Origin of the sequence: Streptosporangium becharense (assembly GCF_014204985.1) — a bacterium.
Lineage (GTDB): Bacteria > Actinomycetota > Actinomycetes > Streptosporangiales > Streptosporangiaceae > Streptosporangium > Streptosporangium becharense.
Map to the genome: position 1 here is coordinate 3,540,873 of NZ_JACHMP010000001.1, position 23,935 is coordinate 3,564,807.

Sequence of the window (23,935 nt, forward strand, 5' to 3'; positions counted from 1 at the left end):
GCCTGCTGGTCGGGATCGGCCCGGACGTGGACGGGGGCCGGTTTTCCGAAGGATAGAAGACCGGTCACGTCGGCCGGAAACCGGCCCGTGACCCGGTGCCACGTCTCGGATCCCGACAATCAGCCCGTATCCCCCTAGGATCTCCGGCATGGCGGAGGTCATGGTCCGGGTCGGGAGCTGGGCGTTCAACGGCGAGATCCCGCGGATCGTGCCCGGCAGCGGCCTCCAGATCCCGGAACGGCGGCTCGCCCCGGCCGGACCCCGCGCCGGCGGGAACGGCCTCTAACGGCACTGGGCGAGCATGACCCTCTTGTCGGCGCGGGTCACCGGAAGGCCGTACTTCACGGCCACCTGGGCGAAACGGACGACGTAGGCGCAGCGGACCCTGCGCACCGGGGGCAGCCAGGAGGCAGGTCCCGAGCCGCCCTTGGCCTCGTTGGCGTCGCCGTACACCGGGAGCAGGTTGAGGGGGTCGTTGGCGATGCGCACCCGCTTGGACATCGGCCAGCGGGAGGCGCCCATCCGCCACTCGTACGACAGCGGGACCACGTGGTCGACCTGGATCTCGTCGGAGCGTCGCTTGCTCCACCGGATGTCCCGGCCGGTGTAGGGGTCGCGCAGCCTCATGGACACGACGACGCAGTCGGACCCCGCCCGGTAGCGGACGTCCTCGCCGTCACGGGCGAGCAGGTCGTTGCGGGTGCCGCAGCCGTTGCGGGCGTACGGCACGCCGCGGGCGGTGTCGGCCCAGTTCTCACCGAACCTGGCGCGGTCGTAGCCGGCCTTGGGCCCCATCCGCCCGACCCGGAGCCTTTTGATCATCCTGACCGCGGCGGCCCGGTCGGCGGCCGAGCGGACAGGGGCCAGGCCGGGTCGCGTGCCGCGCGGGTTGTCCAGCGGCACGGCGGCCACCGGGGGGCCGCCGGACGTCGCCCGGGTGTCGTCGTGCGTCGTCAGTGAGAACAGCACCGCGGCGCCCAGCGCCACGGTGACCACCCCCCGCGTGCTCACCCATGCCTCCCGGAGGGTCCGCCGGCCCTTTCTTTGCCGATTCCCGGAAGTCTCCCGGTTGACACGGGCACGTCCGGTGCGGGACGCGCGGCGGCCGGGGCTCGGCCGCTAGAGCCAGCCCCGTTTCTGGAACGCCCGGTAGAGCAGCACGGTGCCCACGACGATCGCGATCGTGGACGTCCAGAAGCCGAGCGGATGGTTGTAGCCGGGATACGGCACGTTCTGCCCGTAGAAACCTGTGATCATCGTGGGCACCGCGATGATGGCCGCCCAGCTCGTGATCCGCTTCATGATGTCGTTGAGCCGGAACCCCTGCTGGTTGATGTGGGCCTCGCGGACGCTGGCCGTCAGCTCCTGCAGGGAGTCGGCCCACTCGGCCGCACGCAGGGTGTGGTCGTAGACGTCCTGGTAGTACGGGGTCAGCGGAGGGCTCACCACCTCGCCGCTCCGGCGGAGCAGGCTGCCCACGACCTCGCGCACCGGCACGGCCAGCCGCCGGAACCGCACCAGTTTCTTGTGCAGCTCGAAGGTCCGGCGCTGGATGTGCGGCGTGTCCCGGGGGTTGTCCTGGAAGAGGTCGTCCTCCAGTTCCTCGATCCGGTCGTCCATCGCCTGCAGTACGTCGAAGTAGCCGTCGACCACGGTGTCGAGCAGGCCGTGCAGAAGGTACGCCACGCCGTACCTGGCCATCTCGGAGCTGGCGTCCCAGCGCCTGATCACCTCGTCGATGTCGAAGAGGGGGCTTTCCCTGACGGTGACCAGGGCGTTCTTGGTCACGAAGATCGACATCTCGATGAAGTCGATCCGGTGCCCGACGAGCTTCGTCGCGTAGACGCTGATGAACAGGTGGCTGTCGTAGGTGTCGAGCTTGGGCCGCTGACGGGGCTGGATCGCGTCCTCGACGGCCAGCGGGTGGAGGCCGAGCTCCTCGCTGATCTTCGCGAGGTCCGCCGGTGTGGGTGAGCACAGGTCGAACCAGACGACGGCGGACCGGTCTTTCACGTATTCGGACACGTCGTCGATGGGGAAGCCCTCGGCTTCCAGGACGCCGTTGCGGTAAAGGCGGGTGCGGTCCATGTCGGTCAACACTAACCTCCGACCCGCGCTCGCAAACGTTCGGGAAATCCGGCTTTTCTTCCGGTATTCCACTCCGTACGCGGCCGGTGTGTCCGGCATGGCCCACGGAACCGCGGGGCCCGACGAATAATCCCCTTCCCGCCGGGCAGCAGCATTCACCACAACATGTGAAGCCTGGGGAAGAGGTCAAATGATAGTGCTCGGACTACTCTTGATCGTCCTCGCGGGCGCGACCGTCGTCGCGGTGTCGTGGGACGAGACCGCGGCCTCGACCGCCGTCGCGTCGTTCACGGTCTTCGACCGGACGTTCCAGTTCACCCAGCTGGAGATGTTCTTCGCCGGTGTCGCCACCGGAGCGGTCTTCCTGCTCGGCCTGGCGGTCATGTTCGCCGGCATGCGGCGCGCGGCCGCGCGTCGTCGCCGGCTGAACGCCTCCCGCGCCGAGGCCCGTGACCGCGTCGCCCGCCTGGAGGAGGAGAAGCGGGAGCTGGAGCGCAAGCTCGAGGAGACCCCCGCCACCCCGCCCGCGACCACCCCGTCGGCCGCCGCCCCCGGGGTCGACCGCGACCGCGACGGCGTCGACGACCGGCTGGAGAACACGGCGCCGCACCCGCGGGTCGAGGTGCCCCGCCAGCACTCCGCCGACCAGCTCGTGGCCGGCCGCCACGGCCGCCCGGACCAGCGGCGGTGACGGAGCCGGGTCACCCCGCCCCCGCCCCCCGCGTTCCGCCCTCCGCCTGTTTCCGCCCTCCGCCGGTGTGGCTCCCGCCGCACCGGCGGATCCGTGTCCGCCCCCGGTCTCGCCACCCGCCTCGCCCGGTCTCTCACCCCGCCGGCTGCCGCGCCTGCCGGGCCGTGTCATCCGGCCGGGTCGCGTCGTCCGGTTGCGCCGCGTCGTCCGGTTGCGCCGCGTCGTCCGGCCGGGTCGCGTCGTCCGGCCGGTCCTCCCGCGTCTTCCCGCCCGGTCCGGCCCGCCCGGCGGCCGGCGCGGCTCCGGAGTGCCGGCGCCGGGTGAGCGTCATGAGGCCGCCCGCGACGAGACCCCAGAAGGCGGCCCCCACGCCGAGGATCGTCAGGCCCGACGCGGTGACCACGAAGGTGACGATCGCCGCCTGTCTGCCCTCGGGTTCGGCGACGGCCGAGGTGATCGCCGAGGCGAGCGCGCCGAGCAGGGCCAGCCCGGCGACGGCCTCGATCAGCATCGGCGGGGAGAGCACGACGAGCGCGGTGGCCAGTCCGGAACCGACCCCCAGGACGATCATGGACACGCCGGCGGTGACCGAGGCGACCCATCGGCGTGCCGGGTCGGGGTCGGCGTCGGGCCCGGCGGACAGGGCCGCGCTGATGGCCGCGAGGTTCACCGCGTGGCCGCCCAGGGGCGCCCCCACGACACCGGCCAGGCCGGTGGAGACCAGGATGCCACGCAACGGCGGGTGGTAGCCGTACCCGGCCAGGACCGCCATGCCAGGCACGTTCTGCGAGGCCATGGTGACCAGGAACAGCGGCAGGGCGATGGTGACCAGTGCCTGGGCGTTCCACGACGGGGCGGTCGCCTCCAGCACCGGCCGGGCGTCGACCGCCCCCAGTTCGGGCCCGGACAGCGCGATGGCGGCCACGGCGACGACCAGGGCTCCCGGCACCGCCCATGTGTGGGCGTAGCGGTTCAGCAACGCCCAGACCAGCACGGTGGGCATGGCCATCGACGGCACCTCGCCGAGCGCCCTGACCGGTGCGAGGCACAGGTCGAGCAGGACTCCGGCGAGCATGGCCCCGGCGATCGGGGCCGGGATGGCCGCGATACAGCGGCCCAGCGCGGGGAAGAGGCCGGCGGTGATGACGAGCAGCCCGGAGACCGCGAACGCGCCGACCGCGGCGGGGAAGCCGCCCGCCACGGGGCCGGTCGCCGCCAACAGCGCCGCACCCGGGGTGGACCAGGCGATGACGATCGGCAGGCGTTGCCGCAGCCCCAGCCACACGGCCACCACACCGCTGGCCACGCAGACCACGAGGAGCCCGGACGCCGCCTGCCGCTCGTCGGCCCCCACCCCGCGGAGGCCGGCCAGCACCACGGCGAAGGAGCTGGCGAAGCCGACCACCGCGGTCGTCACCCCGGCCAGGACGGGCTGGAGCAGGCGTGTCATCTCATCCGTCCTCACCGGGCCGATGTGGCGTACCGATCGATCGTTCCGTATACGGAACAGGGCCGTGTTGCACGATAGCCTCATGAACCTCGGATCACAAAGCCCTCGTCTCGCTACGGACGGCGACGCACATGACATCGGCCGACGGATCCGTGCACTACGGGAGGAACGCGGTATCTCCCTGTCGGAGCTCGCCCGTCGCGCGGGCATCGGCAAGGCCACGCTCTCCGGCCTGGAGAACGGCACCCGCAACCCCACCCTGGAGACCCTCTGGGCGATCACCGGCGAGCTCGGCATCCCGCTGGCGACGGCCATCGGCAGCCCCGCGTCCCGGGGCACGCCCCCGGCCCCGGGCCCCGTCATCCATGGCACCGCCGTCAGGGGGACGCTGCTTGAGGTCTTCGCGGACGAGGGGGTCACCTACGAGCTCTACCGGCTGGTGATCCGGCCCGGGGTACCGCAGGTCTCACCCGCCCACCACGAAGGGGTCACCGAGCACGTGACCGTCTTCGCGGGCACGCTCAGCGCCGGACCGGCCGACGCGCCTCTGCGCGCCGGCCCCGGTGAGCACATCTCCTGGCGGTCGGATGTCCCGCACTCCTACACCGTCCTCGGCGAGGAGGACGTCCAGGCCAGCCTGCTCATGCGCTACCCGCGTCGCTGACGCCGCCGGGAAGCGAAAGCCTGTGACCCGATTTCTCCCATAAAAATAGATAAACGTAATATTTGACCTATGACACCAGGGTCCAAAGCTGTCCTCTTCTGGGCCACAGGTGTACTGGCCTACGTCATCGCCGTGTTCCATCGCCAGTCGCTCGGCGTCGCGAGCATCGAGGCCGCGGCCAGGCTCGACGTCAGCCCGGCCGGCCTGTCCGTCCTCGCCATGCTGCAACTGCTGGTCTACGCGGGCATGCAGGTGCCCGTCGGGATGCTGGTCGACAGACTCGGGTCCAAGCGCATGCTGGTCCTCGGGGCCGCGGTGATGGCCTGCGGCGAGCTCGTCTTCGCGCTGGCCGACGGACTGCTGCCGGGCATCGCGGGCCGCGCTCTGATCGGCTGCGGGGACGCGATGACGTTCATCAGCGTGATCCGCCTGGTCAACCTGACCTTCTCCCCCCGCAGGAACCCGGTGATGGTGCAGATCACCGGGTTGCTCGGCCAGCTTGGCGCGGTCGCCTCCGCGGTCCCCCTCATCCACTCGCTGCACGCCTACGGCTGGACGCCCACGTTCCTGGGAGCCGCCATCCTGGGCGTGGTGTCGGCACTGCTGCTGCTCACGGTGCTGCGCGACGCCCGTCCCGAACGGACGGGGGAGCCGCCCGGCCTGAAGGCGGCATGGGCCGAGCCGGGCACCCGGCTGGGCATGTGGACCCACGCGGCCACCCAGTGCTCGGCGGCGGCGTTCCTGCTGCTGTGGGGGTATCCGTTCCTGGTCCAGGGCCAGGGGCTGACCCCGGCGACGGCGGGCGTCCTGCTGACCACGCTGACCCTGTGCGGCATGGTGTGCGGGCCGCTGCTCGGCCACCTCGCCGGGCGTTTCCCGTTCCACCGCTCCCGGATGGTGCTCATCGTGATCGGCACCACCGCGGGGGCCTGGACCGCGGTGCTGGTCTGGCCGGGGCGGGCCCCGCTCTGGCTGCTGGTGGCGCTCGTGGTGGTGCTCGCGGCCAACGGCCCCGGGTCGATGATCGGTTTCGACTACGCCAGGACCTTCAACCCGGTCACCCGGATCGGCGCGGCCACCGGCATCGTGAACGGCGGCGGCTTCGTCGCGTCGATGTCGGTGATCGCCATGGTCGGCGCCGTCCTCGACGTGACGGGCGGAAGCGGCCTGGACGCCTTCCGGTGGGCGTTCGCCACGCAGTACCCGATCTGGGCACTGGGCGCCGTCCAGGTGCTCCGATACCGGGGCAAGGCCCGGCGTCTCCTGATGGCCCGGACGGGCTCCTGAGGCCGCGCGACGGGCAGACGCAGCCGTCAGCCGAGCCTGACGAAGGGCTCGGCGAAGTGGGCGGTGCCGATCATGCCCCGTTCCGCCCTCACCCGGTCGAGCAGCTCCGCGCGGGTGGCTGCGGCCAGCTCCGGATCGGCGTCGTAGAGGTAGGGCACCCGCGGGTTCTCCAACTGCACCGGATGGAGCACCACGTCTCCGGTCAGCACCAGGTCCCCGACCCGGACGACCTGGTGACCCGGCGTGTGCCCCGGCGTGGGCAGCACGTGGATACCGGGCAGCACCTCGGCCCCGCCGTCCACGGCCTGCACCCGCTCGCCCAGCGGCCGGATGACGTGGTCGAGGACGGACTCGTCCGCCGCCTCGATCTCGGCGCGCTGCAGGACGTGCCGGGCGTTGGGGAAGACCGGTGACCCGCCGGTCACCGCGCCGCTCGCGTGGTCGCTGTGCAGGTGCGTGATGACCACGGCGTCCACGGCCTCCGGGCTCACCGCCACGTGCGCCAGCTCGGCGAGCAGCCTGCCGGGCACCGGCGCCCAGCTCGACGCGGGCGAGTCGTCGCCGCCGACGCCGGTGTCGACCAGCACCGTGCGGCCCGCCCCGTCGCGCAGCAGGTAGCAGTGGAAGTGCAGGATCCACTCGCCGGACTCACCGTGGCAGCCGCCGGGGAACATCTCCGGCAGCGGACGCCGGATGGCGTCCCCCATCGGCCCCACGGCGTCGCACAGCGGGAAGACCTCGATCCCGGCGACCGTCACGGGCTGGTGCGGCATCGCTCTCCGTTCGTTCTCCGCCGGGATGGGCCGGCGGAGCCACCACGATACGGGCCGCTGCCGGGAGCGGGAATGATGGGGGAATGCTGGCAGACGTCGTCGACCACCTCCGCTGCCCCGTCTGCGCGGGCGGCCTGCACCTGGACGGCCGGGTCGTCCGGTGCGTCCTCGGGCACGCCTTCGACCTGGCGCGGCAGGGGTACGTCAGCCTGCTGACCGGGTCCCAGGCACCGGGCACGGCCGACAGCGCGGCCATGGTCGCGGCCCGCGACTCCTTCCTCGGCGCCGGGCACTTCGGCCCGCTGGCGGAGGCGGTCGCCGCCGCGTGCCGCGACGGCGCGAAGACGGTGGCGGACGCGGGGGCGGGGACGGGGTACTACCTCGCCGGGGTGCTCGACCGGTTGCCCGGGGCCGTCGGGCTGGCGCTGGACATCTCCAAGCACGCGATCAGGCGGGCCGCCCGGGCACATCCCCGGCTGGGGGCGGTGGTGGCCGACGTGTGGCGGCCGCTGCCCGTGGCGGACGGCACGATCGACGTGCTCCTCAACGTGTTCGCTCCCCGGAACGGGGCGGAGTTCGCCCGCGTCCTCCGGGAGGACGGCGAGCTGATCGTCGTCACCCCCACCGCGAGGCACCTCGCCCCGCTGGTGGAGCGGCTGGGCCTCCTCTCGGTGGACGCGTCGAAGGAGCGGCGGGTGGCGGAGAGCCTGGGGGATCACTTCGTCGAGACCGGGCGGAGCACCGTCGAGTTCGAGATGACGCTCGGGCACGCGGCGGTCGAGGCGGTGGCCGGTATGGGTCCCAGCGCCTGGCACCTGGACACGGCGGCCGTTCGGCGAAAGATCGAAGAACTCCCCATGAAAAGTCTCGTCACGGCCTCTTTCCAGATGTCCGTCTTCGGCCGTCGTCAATAGGCAAGCCGGGCACTTAATCCTATTTGGGGCCAGTGTGACTGATGTGGCATTTAGTTATAAATTCCCGGGCGTTACTCCAGCGAATGCTCTGTGAAGGCGACATACTGGACCGCAATCCGGCGAGCCCACGCCTGGAGGCGTGCGGCCACTGCCTTGACGGAGGGAAGCGCCATATGAAGGCGGAGGAGCGCTGGCAGGCCAGGTTCCGCGCGCCGCGCGTGACACTTCCCGCGTGGGCGCGCCAGGCGCCCGGCCGGGCCCTCTACCGCGGCAACGCCTCGGGAACCTGGGAGATCTACGCCTGGGACCGCCGGTCCGGGTCCGTACGCCAGGCCACGGCCCGGCCCAAGGGCACCTCGCACGCCGAGATCGACCCCACCGGGCGGTGGATCTGGTGGTTCTGCGACACCGACGGCGACGAGTGGGGCCGATGGATGCGCCAGCCATTCGACGGCGGCCCCGACGAGCCGGTCGACCTGGAACCCGGCTTCCCCGCGGGAATCGCGCTGGCCTCCACGGGCGAGGCCGTCATCGGCATGGCCAGGCCGGGCCGGGGCTTCACCATCCATCTCCTACGACCGGGCGAGCCCCCGAGCACGCTCTACGAGCACACCGAGGCCGCCTCCGTCTCCGCGGTCTCCCTGGACGGCTCCCTGATCGCGATCGGCCACAGCGAGCACGGCGACTCCCGGCATCCCGCGCTGCGGGTGCTCCGGCGCGACGGTGACGTCGTCGGCGACCTGCACGACGGCCCGGGCAAGGGCGTCGTGGGCCTGCGCTTCGCACCCGTGCAGGGCGACCGGCGGCTGCTCGCCCTGCACGAGCGCAGGGGCCGCCGCGAACCCCTGGTCTGGGACCCCGAGAGCGGTGAGCAGCGGGAGATCTGGCTGCGCGACCCGGGCGAGATCACCGCGGAGTGGTACGACGACGGCCGATCCCTGCTCGTCGTGCGCGACCACCGCGGTCGTACCACCCTGACCCGTTACGACCTCGCCGGCGGTGCGCTCCACCCGATCGAGACCCGGCACGGCGTGATCCACGCCGCCGTGCCCCGCCCCGACGGCTCCGTCGAGTACTCCTGGTCCAGCGGCGCCCACCCGCCGGTGATCCGGTCGAGCGGCGGCCACGTGGTGCTGAACCACAGCGGCCCGACCCCGCCGCCGTCCGTCCCGGTCGAGGACGTCGACGTGGAGGGGCCGGGTGGGCGGGTCCACGCGCTGGTCTCCCGGCCCGAGCGCGGCTCGGGTCCCTTCCCCGCGGTCTTCCTGCTGCACGGCGGTCCCACCGCGCAGGACGACGACTCCTTCGTGCCGCAGGTGGCCGCCTGGGTGGACCTCGGCTTCGCGGTCGTACGGGTCAACTACCGCGGCTCGACCGGGTACGGGTCGGCCTGGCGGGACGCCCTGTCAGGCGACGTCGGGCACATCGAACTGTCCGACGTGGCGGCCGTCAGGGACGCCATGGTCGAGCGGGGCGTCTGCGACCCGGACCGGCTGGTGCTGGCCGGCGCCTCCTGGGGCGGCTACCTCACGTTGCTCGGCCTGGGGACCCAGCCCAAGATGTGGGCGGCCGGAATCGCCGGGGTGCCGATCGCCGACCACCGGGCGGCGTACGAGGAGGAGACGGAGGCGCTGCGCTCCTACCACCGGGCGTTGCTGGGCGGCTCCCCCGAGGAGCAGCCGGAACGCTACGCCGCCTCCTCACCGATCACCTACGTCGACCAGGTCGAGGCCCCGGTGCTGATCCTCGCCGGCGAGAACGACCCGCGCTGCCCGATCGGCCAGATCGAGGCGTACGTGACCCGGCTCGCCGGACGCGGGCACGAGCACGAGGTCTACCGCTACGACGCGGGCCACGGCTCGCTGGTCGTCGCCGAGCGCATCGCGCAGATGGCGGCGCAGCTGGACTTCGCCCGCAAGCACGTGAAAACCGACGCGCAGTCTCCCTGACGCCCCGATCGGATCTGCCCCGTCCCCGCTCCGCCCGGCTCGGACCCGTCCGTGCTCCGTCCGCCGCACGGGCCGGGTCCCGGCGGCGGGACCCGGCGGACACGCGCGGGGCTCAGCAGGCGCGCAGGACCACGATCGCCATGTCGTCGGCGCTCGGCTCCGGGGCGAAGTCCTGGACGGCACGGCGGACGCGCTCGGCGACGGCCCGCGCCGACAGGCCCACACACTCGGCGAACAGCTTGGCCAGGCCCCCGTCGTCGTCGAGCAGCCGCCCGTCGCGACGGCGCTCGGTGACCCCGTCGGTCACCGCGAGGAGCACGTCACCGGGATCGAGGTGGACGAGCTCGGCCTCGAACGACGCCTCGGGGAAGACCCCCAGCAGCGACTGGGAGGTCACCACGGTCTCCACGACGCCGCTGGGCCGCAGCCGCAGGGCCTCGGGGTGGCCGGCGGAGACCAGCGAAACGTCCAGCCCGTCCGCGACGGGCGTGATCTCCCCGTGCAGCAGCGTCAGGAAGCGGGCACGGTCGCCCTCGTCCAGGATGGCCTGGTTGAGGCGTTCGAGGACCGCCGCCACGTCGTACCCCTCCCTGGCGAGCAGCCGCAGGGTGTGCCGGGCCAGGCCGGTGACGGCCGCCGCCTCCGGACCGGTCCCGCAGACGTCGCCCACCGCGAACCGCCAGGAGCCGTCACCGGCCGCGAACAGGTCGTAGAAGTCGCCGCCGACCTCGTTGGTCTCGCCCGCGGGCTCGTAGACCACGGCGGGGTCGAGGCCCGGGATCTCGCCCGGCTCGTCGGGCGGGAGCAGGCTGCGCTGCAACGCCCGGTTGGCCGCCGCCTGGGTGGCGTACAGCAGGGCGTTGTCCAGGGCGAGAGCGGCGCGGCGGGCGATGTCCTCGGCGTACTGGAAGACGTCGTCGGCGAACCGGTCGGGCCGGCCCAGGCACATCGCGCCGAGGGTCCTGCCCCGGGCCAGCAGCGGGAACACCAGCACGTGCGAGTCGCCGAGCTGCATGGCGCCGCCGCCGTGCGGGACGCGGACCGCGGCGAGCTCCTCGCGCAACTCGTCGATGCGCCGCTCATCGGTGTGCCAGAGGTAGGCTGGTCGCTGCGGGCCGCCGCCGTCGCCCCAGGTGTAGACGGCGCACCAGGTGGCCAGCCGAGGCACCACGATCTGGGAGATGATCGCGGGCACCATGTCCGGGTTGAGGGTTCCCGCCAGCAGGTCGCTGGCGTCGGCGAGGAAACCCATCCACAGCGGCCCGCGGCTGGGCTCCTCCTCCGCCGACCACTCCTCCGCGGGGCGGCCCGGGGCACCGGGAAGCGCGATACGGGCCCAGTGGGTGCGCCACTGGCCGGCGAAGGTGACACCCCACTCCTCCACCGGCACGGGCGGGGCACCCCGCACCGGCGCGGGCGGGGCGTCGGGGTCGTCGTCGGAGGTCCACTTCTGGCGCACCTCGACCTGCAGGCCGTCTCCCAGGTGGTTCCAGACGACCTCGAACGGGACGTCGGTCGCCTGCGCCGCCAGCTCCGCCGCCAGGTGCTCCGCCGGCGCGAGCACGGGCGTGGCGGCCCAGGCGGTCATCACCTCTCTGGTGAACCGCCTGACGGCGGGAACGGCCGTCTCTCCTGGAGCGAAGGTCGCCGCCAGGACGGCGTGGGAAGCACTGGTCATTGTTCCGTGACTACCACACTTCCCGCTCACGTGGGGTGAATCGAAGGTGGGACTACACATTGCGCACCGTGACAGACTGGGATGACTCACGGCCGCGCCCCCCGGGAGTCAAGGAGGCCATATGACCACGGTCAACACCGTGCCCGACGTCGAGGAGCGACGTTACAGCGAGTCGGACCTGCGCCCGATCCTGCAGACGCTCATCACCTGGCGCGACGGAGACTTCCGCCGCCGGGTGCCGCATGCTCCGCCAGGGATCCTAAGCGAGATCCGGCTGCTGCTCAACGAGGTCGCCGACCGGCGCGAGCACCTGGCCAACGAGCTGCACCGGGTGCGGCGAGAGGTGGTCAAGGAGGGCCGTTTCAGCGAGCGTCTCACCCCCGGCCCGGGGGTCGGGTCGTGGGCCGAGAGCGTCGACTCCGTCAACGCGTTGATCAACGCGCTCGTCGGCCCGGTGAGCGGGGCCGCGGACGTGATCGACGCGGTGGCCAAGGGCGATCTGTCCCAGCGGATCGATCTCGACCGCAGCGCCCGGGGTGAGGTGCGCCGCCTCGGCAAGGCGATCAACGGCATGGTCGACCAGTTGTCGCTGTTCACCTCCGAGGTGACCCGGGTGGCCCGCGAGGTCGGCACCGAGGGCCGGCTGGGCGGCCGGGCGAACGTGCGGGGCATGTCGGGAAGCTGGCGTGACCTCACCGAGGCCGTGAACACCATGTCCAGCCGCGTCTCGGCGCAGGTCCGCGACATCGCGGCGGTGACCACCGCGGTCGCGCGGGGCGACCTGAGCCGCAAGGTCACCGTCGACGCGGTCGGCGAGATGTTCGAGCTGAAGAACACCGTCAACACGATGGTCGACCAGCTGCTGGCGTTCGCCGAGGAGGTGACCCGGGTGGCCCGCGAGGTCGGCACCGAGGGCCAGCTCGGCGGACAGGCGCAGGTGCGGGGCGTCTCCGGCGTCTGGAAGGACCTCACCGACAACGTCAACGTCATGGCGGGCAACCTGACCACCCAGGTCCGCGCCATCGCGGCGGTGTCGACGGCGGTGGCCCAGGGCGACCTCTCCAAGAAGATCACCGCCGACGCGCGGGGAGAGATCCTCCAGCTCAAGGACACCCTCAACACCATGGTCGACCAGCTGTCGATGTTCGCCGACGAGGTCACCCGCGTCGCCCGCGAAGTCGGCACCGAGGGCCAGCTCGGCGGACAGGCCCGCGTCCGCGGCGTCTCCGGCGTCTGGAAGGACCTCACCGACAACGTCAACTCCATGGCCAACAACCTGACCTACCAGGTACGCAACATCGCCGAGGTCACCACCGCCGTCGCCAACGGCGACCTGACCCGCAAGATCGACGTCGACGCGCAGGGCGAGATCCTCGCGCTCAAGACCACCATCAACACCATGGTCGACCAGCTGTCGTCCTTCGCCTCCGAGGTGAGCCGGGTGGCCCGCGAGGTCGGCTCGGAGGGCCAGCTCGGCGGACAGGCGCAGGTGCCCGGGGTCTCGGGCACCTGGAAGGACCTCACCGACAACGTCAACGTCATGGCCAACAACCTGACCACCCAGGTGCGCCAGATCGCGGCGGTGTCGACGGCGGTGGCCCAGGGCAACCTGTCCAAGAAGATCACCGCCGACGCGCAGGGGGAGATCCTCCAGCTCAAGGACACCCTCAACACCATGGTCGACCAGCTGTCGATGTTCGCCGACGAGGTCACCCGCGTCGCCCGCGAAGTCGGCACCGAGGGCCAGCTCGGCGGACAGGCCCGCGTCCGCGGCGTCTCCGGCGTCTGGAAGGACCTCACCGACAACGTCAACTCCATGGCCAACAACCTGACCTACCAGGTACGCAACATCGCCGAGGTCACCACCGCCGTCGCCAAGGGCAACCTGACCCGCAAGATCGACGTGAACGCGCAGGGCGAGATCCTCGCGCTCAAGACCACCATCAACACCATGGTCGACCAGCTGTCGTCCTTCGCCTCCGAGGTGAGCCGGGTGGCCCGCGAGGTCGGCTCGGAGGGCAAACTGGGCGGCCAGGCCCGCGTCGAGGGTGCCGAGGGCATCTGGAAGGGCCTCACCGAGAACGTCAACGAGCTGGCCGCCCGCCTGACCACCCAGGTCCGCGCCATCGCCGAGGTGACGACCGCGGTCGCCACCGGTGACCTGACCCGCTCCATCACCGTCGACGCCGGGGGTGAGATCGGCGAGCTGAAGGACAACATCAACATGATGGTGGCGGTGCTCCGCGACACCACCACCGCCAACCAGGAGCAAGACTGGCTGAAGTCCAACCTCGCCAGGATCTCCCGGCTCATGCAGGGCCACCGTGACCTGATGGAGGTCGCCAGGCTCATCATGAGCGAGCTGACGCCGCTGGTGTCGGCCCGCTACGGCGCCTTCTACCTCGCCGAGCCCACGGGCGGGCGAGAGCTGATCCTCATCGCCGGGTACGGCGTGCGGCCCGGCTCCGGCCCCCGCCAGCGGTTCGCGGCCGGAGAGGGCGTGGTGGGCCAGGCCGCCCTGGAGGGCAAGAAGATCATCCTTGGCAACGTGCCCTCCCGCTACCTCACCGTCGACACCGGCCTCAGCAGCTCCGCGCCCGCGCAGATCGTCGTGCTGCCGATCCTGTTCGAGAACCAGGTGCTGGGCGTGCTGGAGCTGGCCTCGTTCAACGAGTTCAGCGAGATCCACCACGACCTGCTCAACCAGCTCGTCGAGACCATCGGCGTCACGATGAACACGATCATCGCCAACTCCCGCACCCAGGACCTGCTGACGGAGTCGCAGCGCCTGGCCACGGAGCTCCAGGAACGCTCCGACGAGCTCCAGCGGCAGCAGGAGGAACTGCGCCGCTCCAACGCCGAACTGGAGGACAAGGCCGCCCTGCTGGCCAAGCAGAACCGGGCCATCGAGATCCAGAACTTCCAGATCGAGCAGGCCCGCCGCACCCTGGAGGAGCGCGCCGAGCAGCTGGCCGTCTCCTCGCGGTACAAGTCCGAGTTCCTGGCCAACATGTCCCACGAGCTGCGCACCCCGCTGAACAGCCTCCTGGTGCTGGCCAAGCTGCTCACCGAGAACTCCGAGGGCAACCTCACCCCCCAGCAGGTGGAGTTCGCCAGAACCATCCACGGCGCCGGATCGGCCCTGCTACAGCTGATCAACGACATCCTGGACCTGTCGAAGGTCGAGGCCGGGCGGATGGACATCCACCCGCAGCAGATCTCGCTGCCCAAGCTCGTCGACTACTTCGAGGCCACCTTCGCCCCGCTGGCCCAGGACAAGGGCCTGTCGTTCACCGTGGAGGTCGACCCGTCGGTGCCGCACGAGATCCGCACCGACGAGCAGCGTCTCCAGCAGGTGGTACGCAACCTGCTCTCCAACGCGATCAAGTTCACGCCCAAGGGTCAGGTGCGGCTGCGGGTGGTCCGGGCCGCGCGCGCCGTGACGTTCGTCGACGACACCCTGCGGGGCGCCGACGGCATCCTCGCGTTCGAGGTGATCGACACCGGGATAGGGATCGCCGCGGACAAGCTGGAGGTCATCTTCGAGGCGTTCCGCCAGGCCGACGGAACCACCAGCCGCAAGTACGGCGGGACGGGCCTCGGCCTGTCGATCTGCCGCGAGATCGCCCGCCTGCTGGGCGGCGAGATCCACGTGGTGAGCAAGGTGGGCGAGGGCAGCACCTTCACCCTCTACCTGCCGCCGTCCTACGGCGGTCCGCTGGCCTCCCGCGACGGCGGGGCGAGCACGCCCAACGCCGCCCCACCGGAGACGACGCTCGCCGGAGCGCCGGCGGGCACCGACGACCTGCCGGAGACCCCGATCTCCGACGACCTGCCCGTTCCCCACTTCGCGCAGAGCGAGAGCCCGGCGTGGCAGGGCGACGACCCGCTGACCGACGCCAAGATCCTGATCGTGGACGACGACATCCGCAACGTGTTCGCGCTGACCAGCGTTCTGGAACGGTACGGCTCCACCGTGGTCTACGCCGAGAACGGCCGCGAGGGCATCGAGCAGCTCGAACGCAACGAGGACGTCGCCCTCGTCCTGATGGACATCATGATGCCGGAGATGGACGGCTGGGCCACCACCTCCGCGATCCGCCGGATGCCGCAGTTCGCGGATCTGCCGATCATCGCGCTGACCGCTAAGGTCATGCGGGGCGACCGCGAGAAAAGCATCGCATCCGGCGCCTCCGACTATGTCCCCAAGCCCGTCGACGTGGACCGTCTTCTGGAACGGTTGCGCGGCTGGCTCTCCCGGGGCAAGCCGTCCGTTGACTCCAACGAAGGCGTGTGATCGATGCCGGACAGAGCCAAGATCCTCCTGGTCGACGACCGCGAGGAGAATCTGATCGCGCTTGAGGCCATCCTCAGCTCGCTCGATCTGATACCCGTCCGAGCACGTTCGGGGGAGGAGGCGCTCAAGGCACTGCTCGGCACGGAGTTCGCGCTGATCCTCCTCGATGTCCGCATGCCCGGCATGGACGGGTTCGAGACGGCCGCGCACATCAAACGGCGTGAACGCACCCGCAACATCCCGATCATCTTCCTGACCGTGGTCGACAGCGCACCCGACTACGCCTTCCGCAGCTACGCCGCGGGCGCCGTCGACTACCTCGCCAAGCCCTTCGACCCGTGGGTGCTGCGGGCCAAGGTCGCCGTGTTCGTGGAGCTGTACAACATGAACCGGCGGCTGGCCGAGCAGGCCGCCATGCTGCGCGATCGGCTCACCGCCGAGCTGCCGCCCGGCGACTCCGCCGACCAGGCGGCGGTGCTGCCCGAACTGTCCAGGCGCCTGGCCGCGATCGAGGAGGAGATGGGCCGGGTGGCCGACCTGTCCCGTGACAGCGCCGACCCTTCCCTCACCGCTGCGGTCTCCGACCTGGCCAAACGCGTCAACCACCTGCGCGCCGGATTCGACGCCCTTACCTGACACCCCCGCGCCGGCCCGCTGGCCGACGCCGATCCCACGGACGTTCGTCCCCGGGCGCCTCGTGCCCGGGGCGTCCCGCCGGGACGGCCGGATTCAGCGGCGGGCTCGTTCCAGGGCGTCCCAGAAGCCGCGACGCAGGGCGTGGCGGACCTCGTCGTGCAGGAGGAAGTCGATCGGCAGGGACGACCCCTGCAGCAGGCGGGCCTCCAGGTCGGAGGGCATACGGGGCTTGCGGGCGAGCACCGCCTCCAGCCACAGGGCGGGGGCGTCCTTGGCGACGGACTCGCCGAAGTCGTGGCCTTCCTTGTGGGCGGCCTGCACCGCGTCGGAGAGGGTGGTCGCGGCGCCGTCGGCGGAACCGTCCCGCACCGGCACGGGGGCCGGCTGGGGGCCGGTGTAGGGGGCGCCCGTCCGTGACGACTGGTAGCTCGGCATACCGCCGGTGTCGCCCAGCGAGTACTGCGGCGGGGAGGGCAGCGGGCCGGTCAGGCCCCCGCCGGCGGTGACACGCGGGGGCGTGGCGGCGGACGGAGGCGTGGCGGCGGGCGGAGGCGTGGCGGCGGGCGGAGGCGTCTGAGGGGACGGGGCCGTCGGAGTGATCGGCGGCTCCTGGGTGTACCCCGAATAGGAGGAGTGTGCCCCGGGCTGGGCGTGGGCGGCGCGGGAAGGCCGGACCGCGGAGATCGGACCGGTGGTCGGCGAGCCGTCGGCCACACCGGCCACCGGACCGGTCGACGGACCGGCCACCGGACCGGTCGACGTACCGACGGCGAAACCGCCGGCCGCACCGGCCACCGGACCGGTCGCCCCCCTGTCCGCTTGCCCGTTCGCCTCGTCGGCCGCCGGACGGCCGGATACACCCCCCGCCGTACTGCCGGATACACCGGCCGCCGGGCTACCGGCCGCACCCACAGGCCCATCGGCGGCGAAACCACCGGCCGCACCGGTCGCCGCACCAGCTACCGGACCGTTCGCCCCACCGGTGGTGAGGCCACCGGCCGCCGACGCGGAGAGGTCCGCACCTCGGGAGGAGGCATCCGCGTCCAGGGGAGAGGCGCCCGCGCCGTAGGAGGAGGTGGTCCGGCCGTTGGCGGACGGCCGGCGCCCCGTGGAACCCACGGCGGCCGGTTCACCGCCGACCGGGCTGACGTGGGGCCGCAGCCGGTCGGCGCCGATCTCGATCAGGTCGTCGCACTCCTGGCGGAGCATGCGGGAGACGGCCCAGCTGCCGTCCGCGGCGATGTGCACCACGGTGACCCGGATACCGAGATCCTGGGCGTCGCAGACGACCTGTGTCAGATCCTCGTCGCCGCTGACCACCACCGCGTCGCAGATCGCGCCGTTGCGGGCCAGCGTCATCAGATCGCGGTGCACCTGGGCGTCGACGCCCTCACGACGGCCGGGACGGATGCGCGACAGCCGGAGTTTCAGGCCGGGGATGTCGGCCAGGGTGTCGTGCTCGGGGGTGCGGCGGCCCTCCACGGTCGCCTCATACCAGTAGCAGCGCAGCAGCGGCAGGCCGGTGCGCTCCGTGGCGAGCCTGCCGAGCAACTGGAGCAGACCGGGATAGTCCCAGGAGACAGCCTCACGGTGGCGGGTGCCGTGCGCGGCCATCGCACCGTCGGTCAACAGGTAGCCAGCGTCCACGAACAGCGCGCAGCGATCCACACGACACCGCCCTTCCTTCGTGGCCCGACCCTGCGGCTCAGACAGACGTGAAAGAGCCCCCGAAGCCCCGGGAAACAGCCCTTCCTCAGGGTAGTCAAGCAGCTGATCGTTCGAGAGTGAATCCCGACGATTCCGCCTTCGCCTGACCATAAGCTGGGCCGCTCCGGCAGACCGTACCAGTTCGTCCGTTTATGAAACCGTACCGGGAAAGGCTCCGCACTCTGCCCGTCACCATCGGCCGCCCGCCCGGAACCTGAGCCCCCGCCCGGAACCCGAGCCCCCGGTCGCCGTCGCGGGACCTCAGAAGGGGGCGGGGACGCTCGCCACGGCGGCGCCGAAGAGCAGGACGTCCCGGCGGGTGCTGAGCCGCAGCACCGGGTCACGGCCGAGGGGGGTGCGGAAGCGGTCGACGTCCGTGCCGAAGGTCACGCCCGTGCCCACCGAGCCGGGGACGGAGCCGTCGAAGGGGTTGCGCGGGTCGCGGTCGCCGCCGGTGGGCCGCAGCGTCCGGCCGCCCAGCGCCACGCGGTCTCCCCGCACGTCCGCGTCCCCCTCCCAGGTCACCAGGGTGAGGTTCGCGGGCGCGGCGGCGGAGGCCAGTCCGCCGAGCCGGACGTTCAACACGCGGCGTTCCCGGTCGAGCACCGCCGCGGCGTCGACGACCACGACCCGGCTGTACGGCCGGAGCTGATCGGCGGTGATGACCACCAGGCTCCACCCGGCGTGCCGCGAGACGCCGGGCCGCAACGACGGATCGGCCGCCCAGTACGTCCCGCCGGCTCTGCCGAGCAGTCGTGTCACGTCGGCGAAAGCCTGATAGCCCCAGCCCGCGGGCAGTCGCCGCTCCACCACCCGGGACGCCTTCACCCGGCGGTACCGGGCGTCACCCGGCACCCTGAACCTGATCGTCCGGTCGCCGGGCCGCGCGCTCGCCGACCAGTAGAGCCCGGCCCACACCACCTCTCCCGACGCCGGGACACGCAACCGGGCGGCGCTCGAACTGCTCGTCGAGGGATCCCCGTCACGGTCGACGGGACGCATCTCCCAGTGGTCGTTGTCGCGCACTCCGCCCCTGCGCGCACGGGCCCGTTCGCATCCGGCGTGGTCGGCGGGGCAGCTCAGCAGGGTGTTGCCGATCGCCGAGACGGCCACCCTGCCGTCGGTGGCGAACCTCGCGGGGGTGCCGTGGGTCCGCACCCCGCCATGCGACCTGGCCGTCACCCGGGCCCCCGTCGTGCGGACCCTGACCGAGGGAGCCGCCCCCTCGGCCGCTGCGGCCGACACCAGGACCCGCAGGAAGACAGCGGTGGCGCGGCCGGGCTCCAGCGGGCCGCGCACACACCGCGCGCCCCGGCTCCGCACCCGGCAGGACCAGCCGTCGACCGTGCCGACCGGTGTGACGCCGCCGGGTGCGGCCCGCCCACGTCCGGCTCCCACCAGCGGCGCCACACCCCGGGGCAGGGTGACGTCGGCGACGACCTCCCCGCTCTCCTTCCGGCCCGTGTTGCGCATGCGTACGGCCACGATGCCGGTCTCCGACCTGACGAGCGCACCCAGCACGTCGATCCTGGCGGCCAACCGGGGCACGGCCTCCGCCTCTTCCGGGAGGATCCGGCCGGGATCCCCCTGCGAGGCGCCGCCGTGGCCCGCGGCCGGGGAACCGGCGGCTCCGCCCGGTCCCCCGGGGTCCGTTCCCGGGGAGCCGGGACCCGCGCCGGAGAGGCCCGGACCCGTGCGCGGGGAGCCGGGGTCGGCGCGGTGAGCGGCGGGCCCCTCCCCGGAAGGGGTGACGACGCCGGAGGGCTCCGGGGCGGGGGTGACGACGTCGGGGAGCCCCGACGCGGGAGCACCGACGCCGGAGGGCTCCGGCGTCGGAGCGACGACGATCGGCTCGGGGGCGACGAGCGGCGGGGGCGTCGGCTCCTCCGCCGACACCAGCACGAGCGCCGCCGCCACCATGACGGCGGTGACCGCCGCGCCGGTCATGACGGCCCGCCGCACGGGCCGGGACGCCCGCCGCCACCGGATGGCCGGGCCCCTCCCGGGCACGGCGCCCGCGCCGCGGGCCGCCGCCAGATACCCGGCGAACGCGGGGCCCGCGACGAGCGGGCCGATGACGGCGCGCAGGGTCTTCGTGACGCCCGCCAGTTCGGCGAGCACCCGGCGGCAGCCGGAGCAGGTGTCCAGGTGCTCGTCCACCGCCCTGCTCAGGTCGTGGCCGAGGTCACCCCGGACGTACGGGCCCAGCCCGGCCAGCGGCGCGCGGCACTCCGGCCGCGGTCTCCCGGCCAGGTGGACGCGGAGGCACGCCTGGCGCATGCCCTCGCGCGCCCGGTGCGCGAGCACCGCCGCGTCGTCCGCCGTCAGGCCCAGCAGCGGTGCGACGTCGGCCGGTCCGGCCCCCTCGACGTCGACGTGCCACAGGACGAGCCGCCACCTCTCGGGCAGGGACAGGAAGGCCTTGGCGACGGGAGAGCGTTCCAGGCCCGCCAGCGCCGGGTCGACGAGGGGCACGCCGGGGTCGAAGAGCTCGACCGCCCCGGCCTGCGGACGACCGGACAGGCCTGAGCGGTCGCGGACCGCACGGCGGAGCGCGGTGAGCAGGTACGGCCGGAACGCCTGCTCGGGGCCGCAACCCCGGCCGATGACATGGTGGACCCTGGCGAAGGTCTCCTCGACGATCCGTGCCGCCTCGGTCTCGTCCGCGACGAGCCGGCGGACCAGGGCCCACGCCGCAGAGACGTGCCGCCGTTGGAGTCGCCGGTAGGCGGCGGCGGCGCCGTTCCTGGTCGCGGCCAGCAGCTCGGCGTCCCCCCGAGAGGCTCTCACACTCATTGTGACCTCACCATTACCCTGGGTTTCCTGCCCGATGATTGCGCAGTCGGCGCCGCCGCCGAACCCGTATCGCGTTTTTGCCACCGGACGCCCGCCGCCGTGTACGGGCCCGTTCCGGGCACCGTGCCGGCCACCCCTAACCTTGTTGCCATGAGCGATCGCGAGAACCTGCTGGCCGAGATCAAGGGCAAAGGCGTCGTGCACGGCAAGGTCGTGCTCTCCTCCGGCATGGAGGCCGACTTCTACGTGGACATGCGCCGGGTGACCCTCGACGGGCGGGCCGCGCCGCTGGTGGGCCGGGTCATGCTGGATCTGACCGAGGATCTGGACTACGAGGCGGTCGGCGGCCTGACGCTGGGCGCCGACCCGGTGGCGACCGCCATGCTGCACGCGGCGGCGGCACGGGGCAGGAGCCTCGACGCGTTCGTGGTGCGCAAGGCGCAGAAGGCGCACGGCATGCAGCGCCGGATCGAGGGGCCGGACGTCGCGGGGCGGCGGGTCCTCGCGGTGGAGGACACCTCCACCACCGGTGGTTCCCCGCTGACCGCGGTGGAGGCGTTGCGCGAGGCGGGCGCCGAGGTGGTGGCGGTGGCCACGATCGTCGACCGGGGCGCCGCGGCGGCGATCGCCGCCGCGGGCCTGCCGTACCGGAGCGCCTACAGCCTGGCCGACCTCGGCCTGGCCTGAGCCGATCCCTGCCGAGCCCGTCGGCGGACCGGCGGGCGGACCGCTAACGCTCCGCGAACCCGTCCCGCACCGTGAACTCCTCCTCGCTCACCGGTGTGCCGTCCTCATCGACCTCCTGGTAGTCGATCGTGCAGGAGACACCCCGACCGGCACACAGGCGGGTCAACTGCCGCAGCCACCCGGCCGCCTCGTCCAGCGTGCCGCCGGTGTGGCCCTCCAGCAGGAAGTAAGGGGCGTTCGGCGGTCTGATGAGAGCGTTGTAGCAGTAGAGGTAGATCGTCTCATCCTCGTACGTCATCTCCTCTCCGAAGAGCCGGATCTTGACGTGGAGCGCGTCGGTCCTCAGCCAGTCGCGGAGCAACCCGGCGACGAGTTCGTAGTCGCCGGTGTCGATCGAGCCGCAGAAACTCACCTGGTTCATCGCCGTCCTCTCCGGGGCACCGGACCCCGGTCAGTCTTCGCGGGAGACGGTGAACTCCTGGCGCTCTCCCGCCTCTCCCGGGTCACGGGCGGCCCCGTTCGCCAGCACACGAACGGACGCCGCGTCGGCCAGCACCACGTCGACCTTGGGGTCGAAGGAGCGGAACTGCTCGCCGGCGACCATCTCCCGGTCGAGCAGCACGTCGCCCCCGGTGACCTTGAGGAAGACCGTGGGGCAGGTGTCCCGCAGGCACTCGACGAGAACCGTGGGAACCCGGTCGTCGCCGGGAGGCGAAGACTCGGCGGTCGCCGCGGCGGTGGGCGACGCGACCGGCTCGGTGCCGGACCGGAGGGCTCCGAACAACGAGAAGGCCCCGATCACGACCAGGGCGACGAGCGCCAGCACCGCCAGACCGGCCAAGGCCAGGCGCGCGATCCCCATCGGGTCAGACCTGTGGCGTCCCACACAGTGGAGAGTAGCGGTTTGTGAGGAGATCTCACGACCGGCCTGCGATATCGGTCGCCCCGACCGGCCCGCGGGCCGGCGTCGGGGGATCTCACGCGGCTCGAAGTGTTGGCGGAGCTATCCGCCTGGGAAGGAACCCGGAATACTGGCCCACGGGCAGTGTCTCCATAGCCCCGCGCCAGCTGTTCACAGCCGTCTCCAGGGAGATGACACCCATGCCTATCGCGACTCCAGAGGTCTACGCCGAGATGCTCGACCGGGCCAAGGCAGGCGGGTTCGCCTACCCGGCCATCAACGTGACCTCCTCCCAGACCCTCAACGCAGCGCTCAGAGGTTTCGCCGAAGCGGAGAGCGACGGCATCATCCAGGTGTCGACCGGCGGCGCCGAGTTCCTCTCGGGCACCACGGTCAAGGACATGGTGACCGGTTCCGTGGCCCTGGCGGAGTACGCCCGCGTCGTCGCGGCCAAGTACCCGGTGACGGTGGCGCTGCACACCGACCACTGCCCCAAGGACAAGCTGCCCGGGTTCGTACGCCCGTTGCTCGACATCTCCCTTGAGCGGGTGGCCAAGGGCCAGGACCCGTTGTTCCAGTCGCACATGTGGGACGGTTCCGCGGTACCGCTGGAGGAGAATCTGGAGATCGCCAAGGAGCTCCTGGAGAAGACGGCCCGTGCACGGATCGTCCTGGAGGTCGAGATCGGCGTGGTCGGCGGCGAGGAGGACGGCGTCGTCGGCGAGATCAACGACAAGCTCTACACCACCGCCGAGGACGCCCTGGCGACGGCCGAGGCCCTGGGCGTCGGTGAGCAGGGCCGTTACATGCTCGCGGCGACCTTCGGCAACGTGCACGGCGTCTACAAGCCGGGCCACGTCAAGCTCCGTCCGGGCGTGCTCAAGGAGATCCAGGAGGCGGTCGGCGCCAAGTACGGCAAGGAGAAGCCGTTCGACCTGGTCTTCCACGGCGGTTCCGGTTCGCTGCTGGAGGAGATCCACGAGGCCATCTCGTACGGCGTCATCAAGATGAACATCGACACCGACACGCAGTACGCCTTCACCCGCCCGATCGCCGATCACATGTTCAAGAACTACGACGGCGTGCTCAAGGTCGACGGTGACGTCGGCAACAAGAAGACCTACGACCCGCGCTCCTACGGCAAGGCCGCCGAGGCCTCGATGGCGGCGCGCATCGTCGAGGCCGCGCAGCACCTGAAGTCCGCCGGGACGAAGATCTCCTGATCCGGGCCCCGCGGCACTCGTCCCGCCGGGGAGAACGGCTCCCCGTTCCGCCCGGCGGGACGGGTGACCGCTGTGCGGGGTTCGCGCTTGGGGCATGCCGTCCCCGTCCCCGGGGTTCGCGCTCGGGAGCCCGTTCCCGGGAGGTTCCCCGGGTCCCGCGCACCGGAGGTCGCGTGCGGTGTGACCCCGGCGGG

19 protein-coding genes are annotated in these 23,935 nt (G+C 72.1%); 10 read left to right on the top strand and 9 right to left on the bottom strand.

Features of this window, described 5'->3' with window-relative positions:
- The first annotated feature begins 148 nt into the window (after positions 1-148).
- The gene (locus F4562_RS15350) at positions 149-286 is read left to right on the top strand and encodes a hypothetical protein (RefSeq protein ID WP_184537420.1); all 138 of its coding nucleotides are present in this window, start codon (positions 149-151) and stop codon (positions 284-286) included.
- Here F4562_RS15350 and F4562_RS15355 read toward each other — a convergent pair.
- Both F4562_RS15355 and F4562_RS15360 read right to left on the bottom strand, forming a co-directional pair.
- Entirely contained in the window at positions 283-1,011 is a 729-nt protein-coding gene (locus F4562_RS15355) for an HNH endonuclease family protein (protein WP_184537418.1), read from the bottom strand. The genes F4562_RS15350 and F4562_RS15355 overlap by 4 nt on opposite strands.
- A 108-nt stretch (positions 1,012-1,119) precedes the next feature.
- Positions 1,120-2,088, bottom strand: coding sequence for a magnesium transporter CorA family protein (locus F4562_RS15360; protein ID WP_184537416.1), 969 nt, complete (start codon positions 2,086-2,088; stop codon positions 1,120-1,122).
- A gap of 196 nt (positions 2,089-2,284) precedes the next feature.
- Here F4562_RS15360 and F4562_RS15365 point away from each other — a divergent pair, with 196 nt between their 5' ends.
- A complete protein-coding gene (locus F4562_RS15365; protein ID WP_184537414.1) occupies positions 2,285-2,779 on the top strand; it encodes a hypothetical protein in 495 nt (164 codons plus the stop codon).
- Between the two features lie 133 nt (positions 2,780-2,912).
- Here F4562_RS15365 and F4562_RS15370 read toward each other — a convergent pair whose 3' ends face one another.
- Positions 2,913-4,229, bottom strand: coding sequence for a benzoate/H(+) symporter BenE family transporter (locus F4562_RS15370; protein WP_184537412.1), 1,317 nt, complete (start codon positions 4,227-4,229; stop codon positions 2,913-2,915).
- An 82-nt stretch (positions 4,230-4,311) separates the two neighbouring features.
- Here F4562_RS15370 and F4562_RS15375 point away from each other — a divergent pair, with 82 nt between their 5' ends.
- Positions 4,312-4,893: a helix-turn-helix domain-containing protein gene (locus tag F4562_RS15375; protein ID WP_184537410.1), complete on the top strand. Its 582-nt coding sequence runs from the start codon at positions 4,312-4,314 to the stop codon at positions 4,891-4,893.
- Between the two features lie 69 nt (positions 4,894-4,962).
- Positions 4,963-6,180, top strand: coding sequence for an MFS transporter (locus F4562_RS15380; protein ID WP_184537407.1), 1,218 nt, complete (start codon positions 4,963-4,965; stop codon positions 6,178-6,180).
- A gap of 26 nt (positions 6,181-6,206) precedes the next feature.
- Here F4562_RS15380 and F4562_RS15385 read toward each other — a convergent pair whose 3' ends face one another.
- Positions 6,207-6,953, bottom strand: a complete 747-nt coding sequence (locus F4562_RS15385; RefSeq protein WP_184537405.1) for an MBL fold metallo-hydrolase — start codon at positions 6,951-6,953, stop codon at positions 6,207-6,209.
- Positions 6,954-7,036: 83 nt separating this feature from the next.
- Here F4562_RS15385 and F4562_RS15390 point away from each other — a divergent pair, with 83 nt between their 5' ends.
- A complete protein-coding gene (locus F4562_RS15390; RefSeq protein WP_184537403.1) occupies positions 7,037-7,867 on the top strand; it encodes a putative RNA methyltransferase in 831 nt (276 codons plus the stop codon).
- A 173-nt stretch (positions 7,868-8,040) separates the two neighbouring features.
- Positions 8,041-9,816, top strand: a complete 1,776-nt coding sequence (locus F4562_RS15395) for a S9 family peptidase (RefSeq protein WP_184537401.1) — start codon at positions 8,041-8,043, stop codon at positions 9,814-9,816.
- A 112-nt stretch (positions 9,817-9,928) separates the two neighbouring features.
- Here F4562_RS15395 and F4562_RS15400 read toward each other — a convergent pair whose 3' ends face one another.
- A complete protein-coding gene (locus tag F4562_RS15400; RefSeq protein WP_184537399.1) occupies positions 9,929-11,494 on the bottom strand; it encodes a PP2C family protein-serine/threonine phosphatase in 1,566 nt (521 codons plus the stop codon).
- A 121-nt stretch (positions 11,495-11,615) separates the two neighbouring features.
- Between F4562_RS15400 and F4562_RS15405 the strand changes: the two genes are divergently transcribed.
- Positions 11,616-15,791, top strand: a complete 4,176-nt coding sequence (locus F4562_RS15405; RefSeq protein ID WP_184537397.1) for a HAMP domain-containing protein — start codon at positions 11,616-11,618, stop codon at positions 15,789-15,791.
- 3 nt (positions 15,792-15,794) lie between these two features.
- Positions 15,795-16,427, top strand: a complete 633-nt coding sequence (locus F4562_RS15410; protein WP_184537395.1) for a response regulator — start codon at positions 15,795-15,797, stop codon at positions 16,425-16,427.
- 93 nt (positions 16,428-16,520) lie between these two features.
- On the opposite strand, the gene F4562_RS15415 is transcribed toward F4562_RS15410, so the two are convergent.
- Both F4562_RS15415 and F4562_RS15420 read right to left on the bottom strand, forming a co-directional pair.
- Positions 16,521-18,095: an NYN domain-containing protein gene (locus tag F4562_RS15415; RefSeq protein ID WP_184537393.1), complete on the bottom strand. Its 1,575-nt coding sequence runs from the start codon at positions 18,093-18,095 to the stop codon at positions 16,521-16,523.
- Positions 18,096-18,395: 300 nt separating this feature from the next.
- Positions 18,396-20,930 carry a zf-HC2 domain-containing protein gene (locus F4562_RS15420; protein WP_184537391.1) on the bottom strand — a complete coding sequence of 845 codons (2,535 nt, stop codon included), beginning with the start codon at positions 20,928-20,930 and terminating at the stop codon, positions 18,396-18,398.
- Positions 20,931-21,080: 150 nt separating this feature from the next.
- On the opposite strand from F4562_RS15420, the gene pyrE reads away from it, so the two are divergent.
- On the top strand, positions 21,081-21,617 hold the full coding sequence (gene pyrE, locus F4562_RS15425) for an orotate phosphoribosyltransferase (protein WP_184537389.1): 537 nt from the start codon (positions 21,081-21,083) through the stop codon (positions 21,615-21,617).
- A 43-nt stretch (positions 21,618-21,660) separates the two neighbouring features.
- Here pyrE and F4562_RS15430 read toward each other — a convergent pair whose 3' ends face one another.
- Both F4562_RS15430 and F4562_RS15435 read right to left on the bottom strand, forming a co-directional pair.
- Complete coding sequence (locus tag F4562_RS15430) at positions 21,661-22,038, bottom strand: hypothetical protein (protein WP_184537387.1); 378 nt, start codon at positions 22,036-22,038, stop codon at positions 21,661-21,663.
- A 30-nt stretch (positions 22,039-22,068) separates the two neighbouring features.
- The gene (locus F4562_RS15435; protein ID WP_184537385.1) at positions 22,069-22,479 is read right to left on the bottom strand and encodes a hypothetical protein; all 411 of its coding nucleotides are present in this window, start codon (positions 22,477-22,479) and stop codon (positions 22,069-22,071) included.
- Positions 22,480-22,718: 239 nt separating this feature from the next.
- On the opposite strand from F4562_RS15435, the gene fbaA reads away from it, so the two are divergent.
- A complete protein-coding gene (gene fbaA, locus F4562_RS15440; RefSeq protein WP_184537383.1) occupies positions 22,719-23,741 on the top strand; it encodes a class II fructose-bisphosphate aldolase in 1,023 nt (340 codons plus the stop codon).
- Positions 23,742-23,935 lie beyond the last annotated feature (194 nt).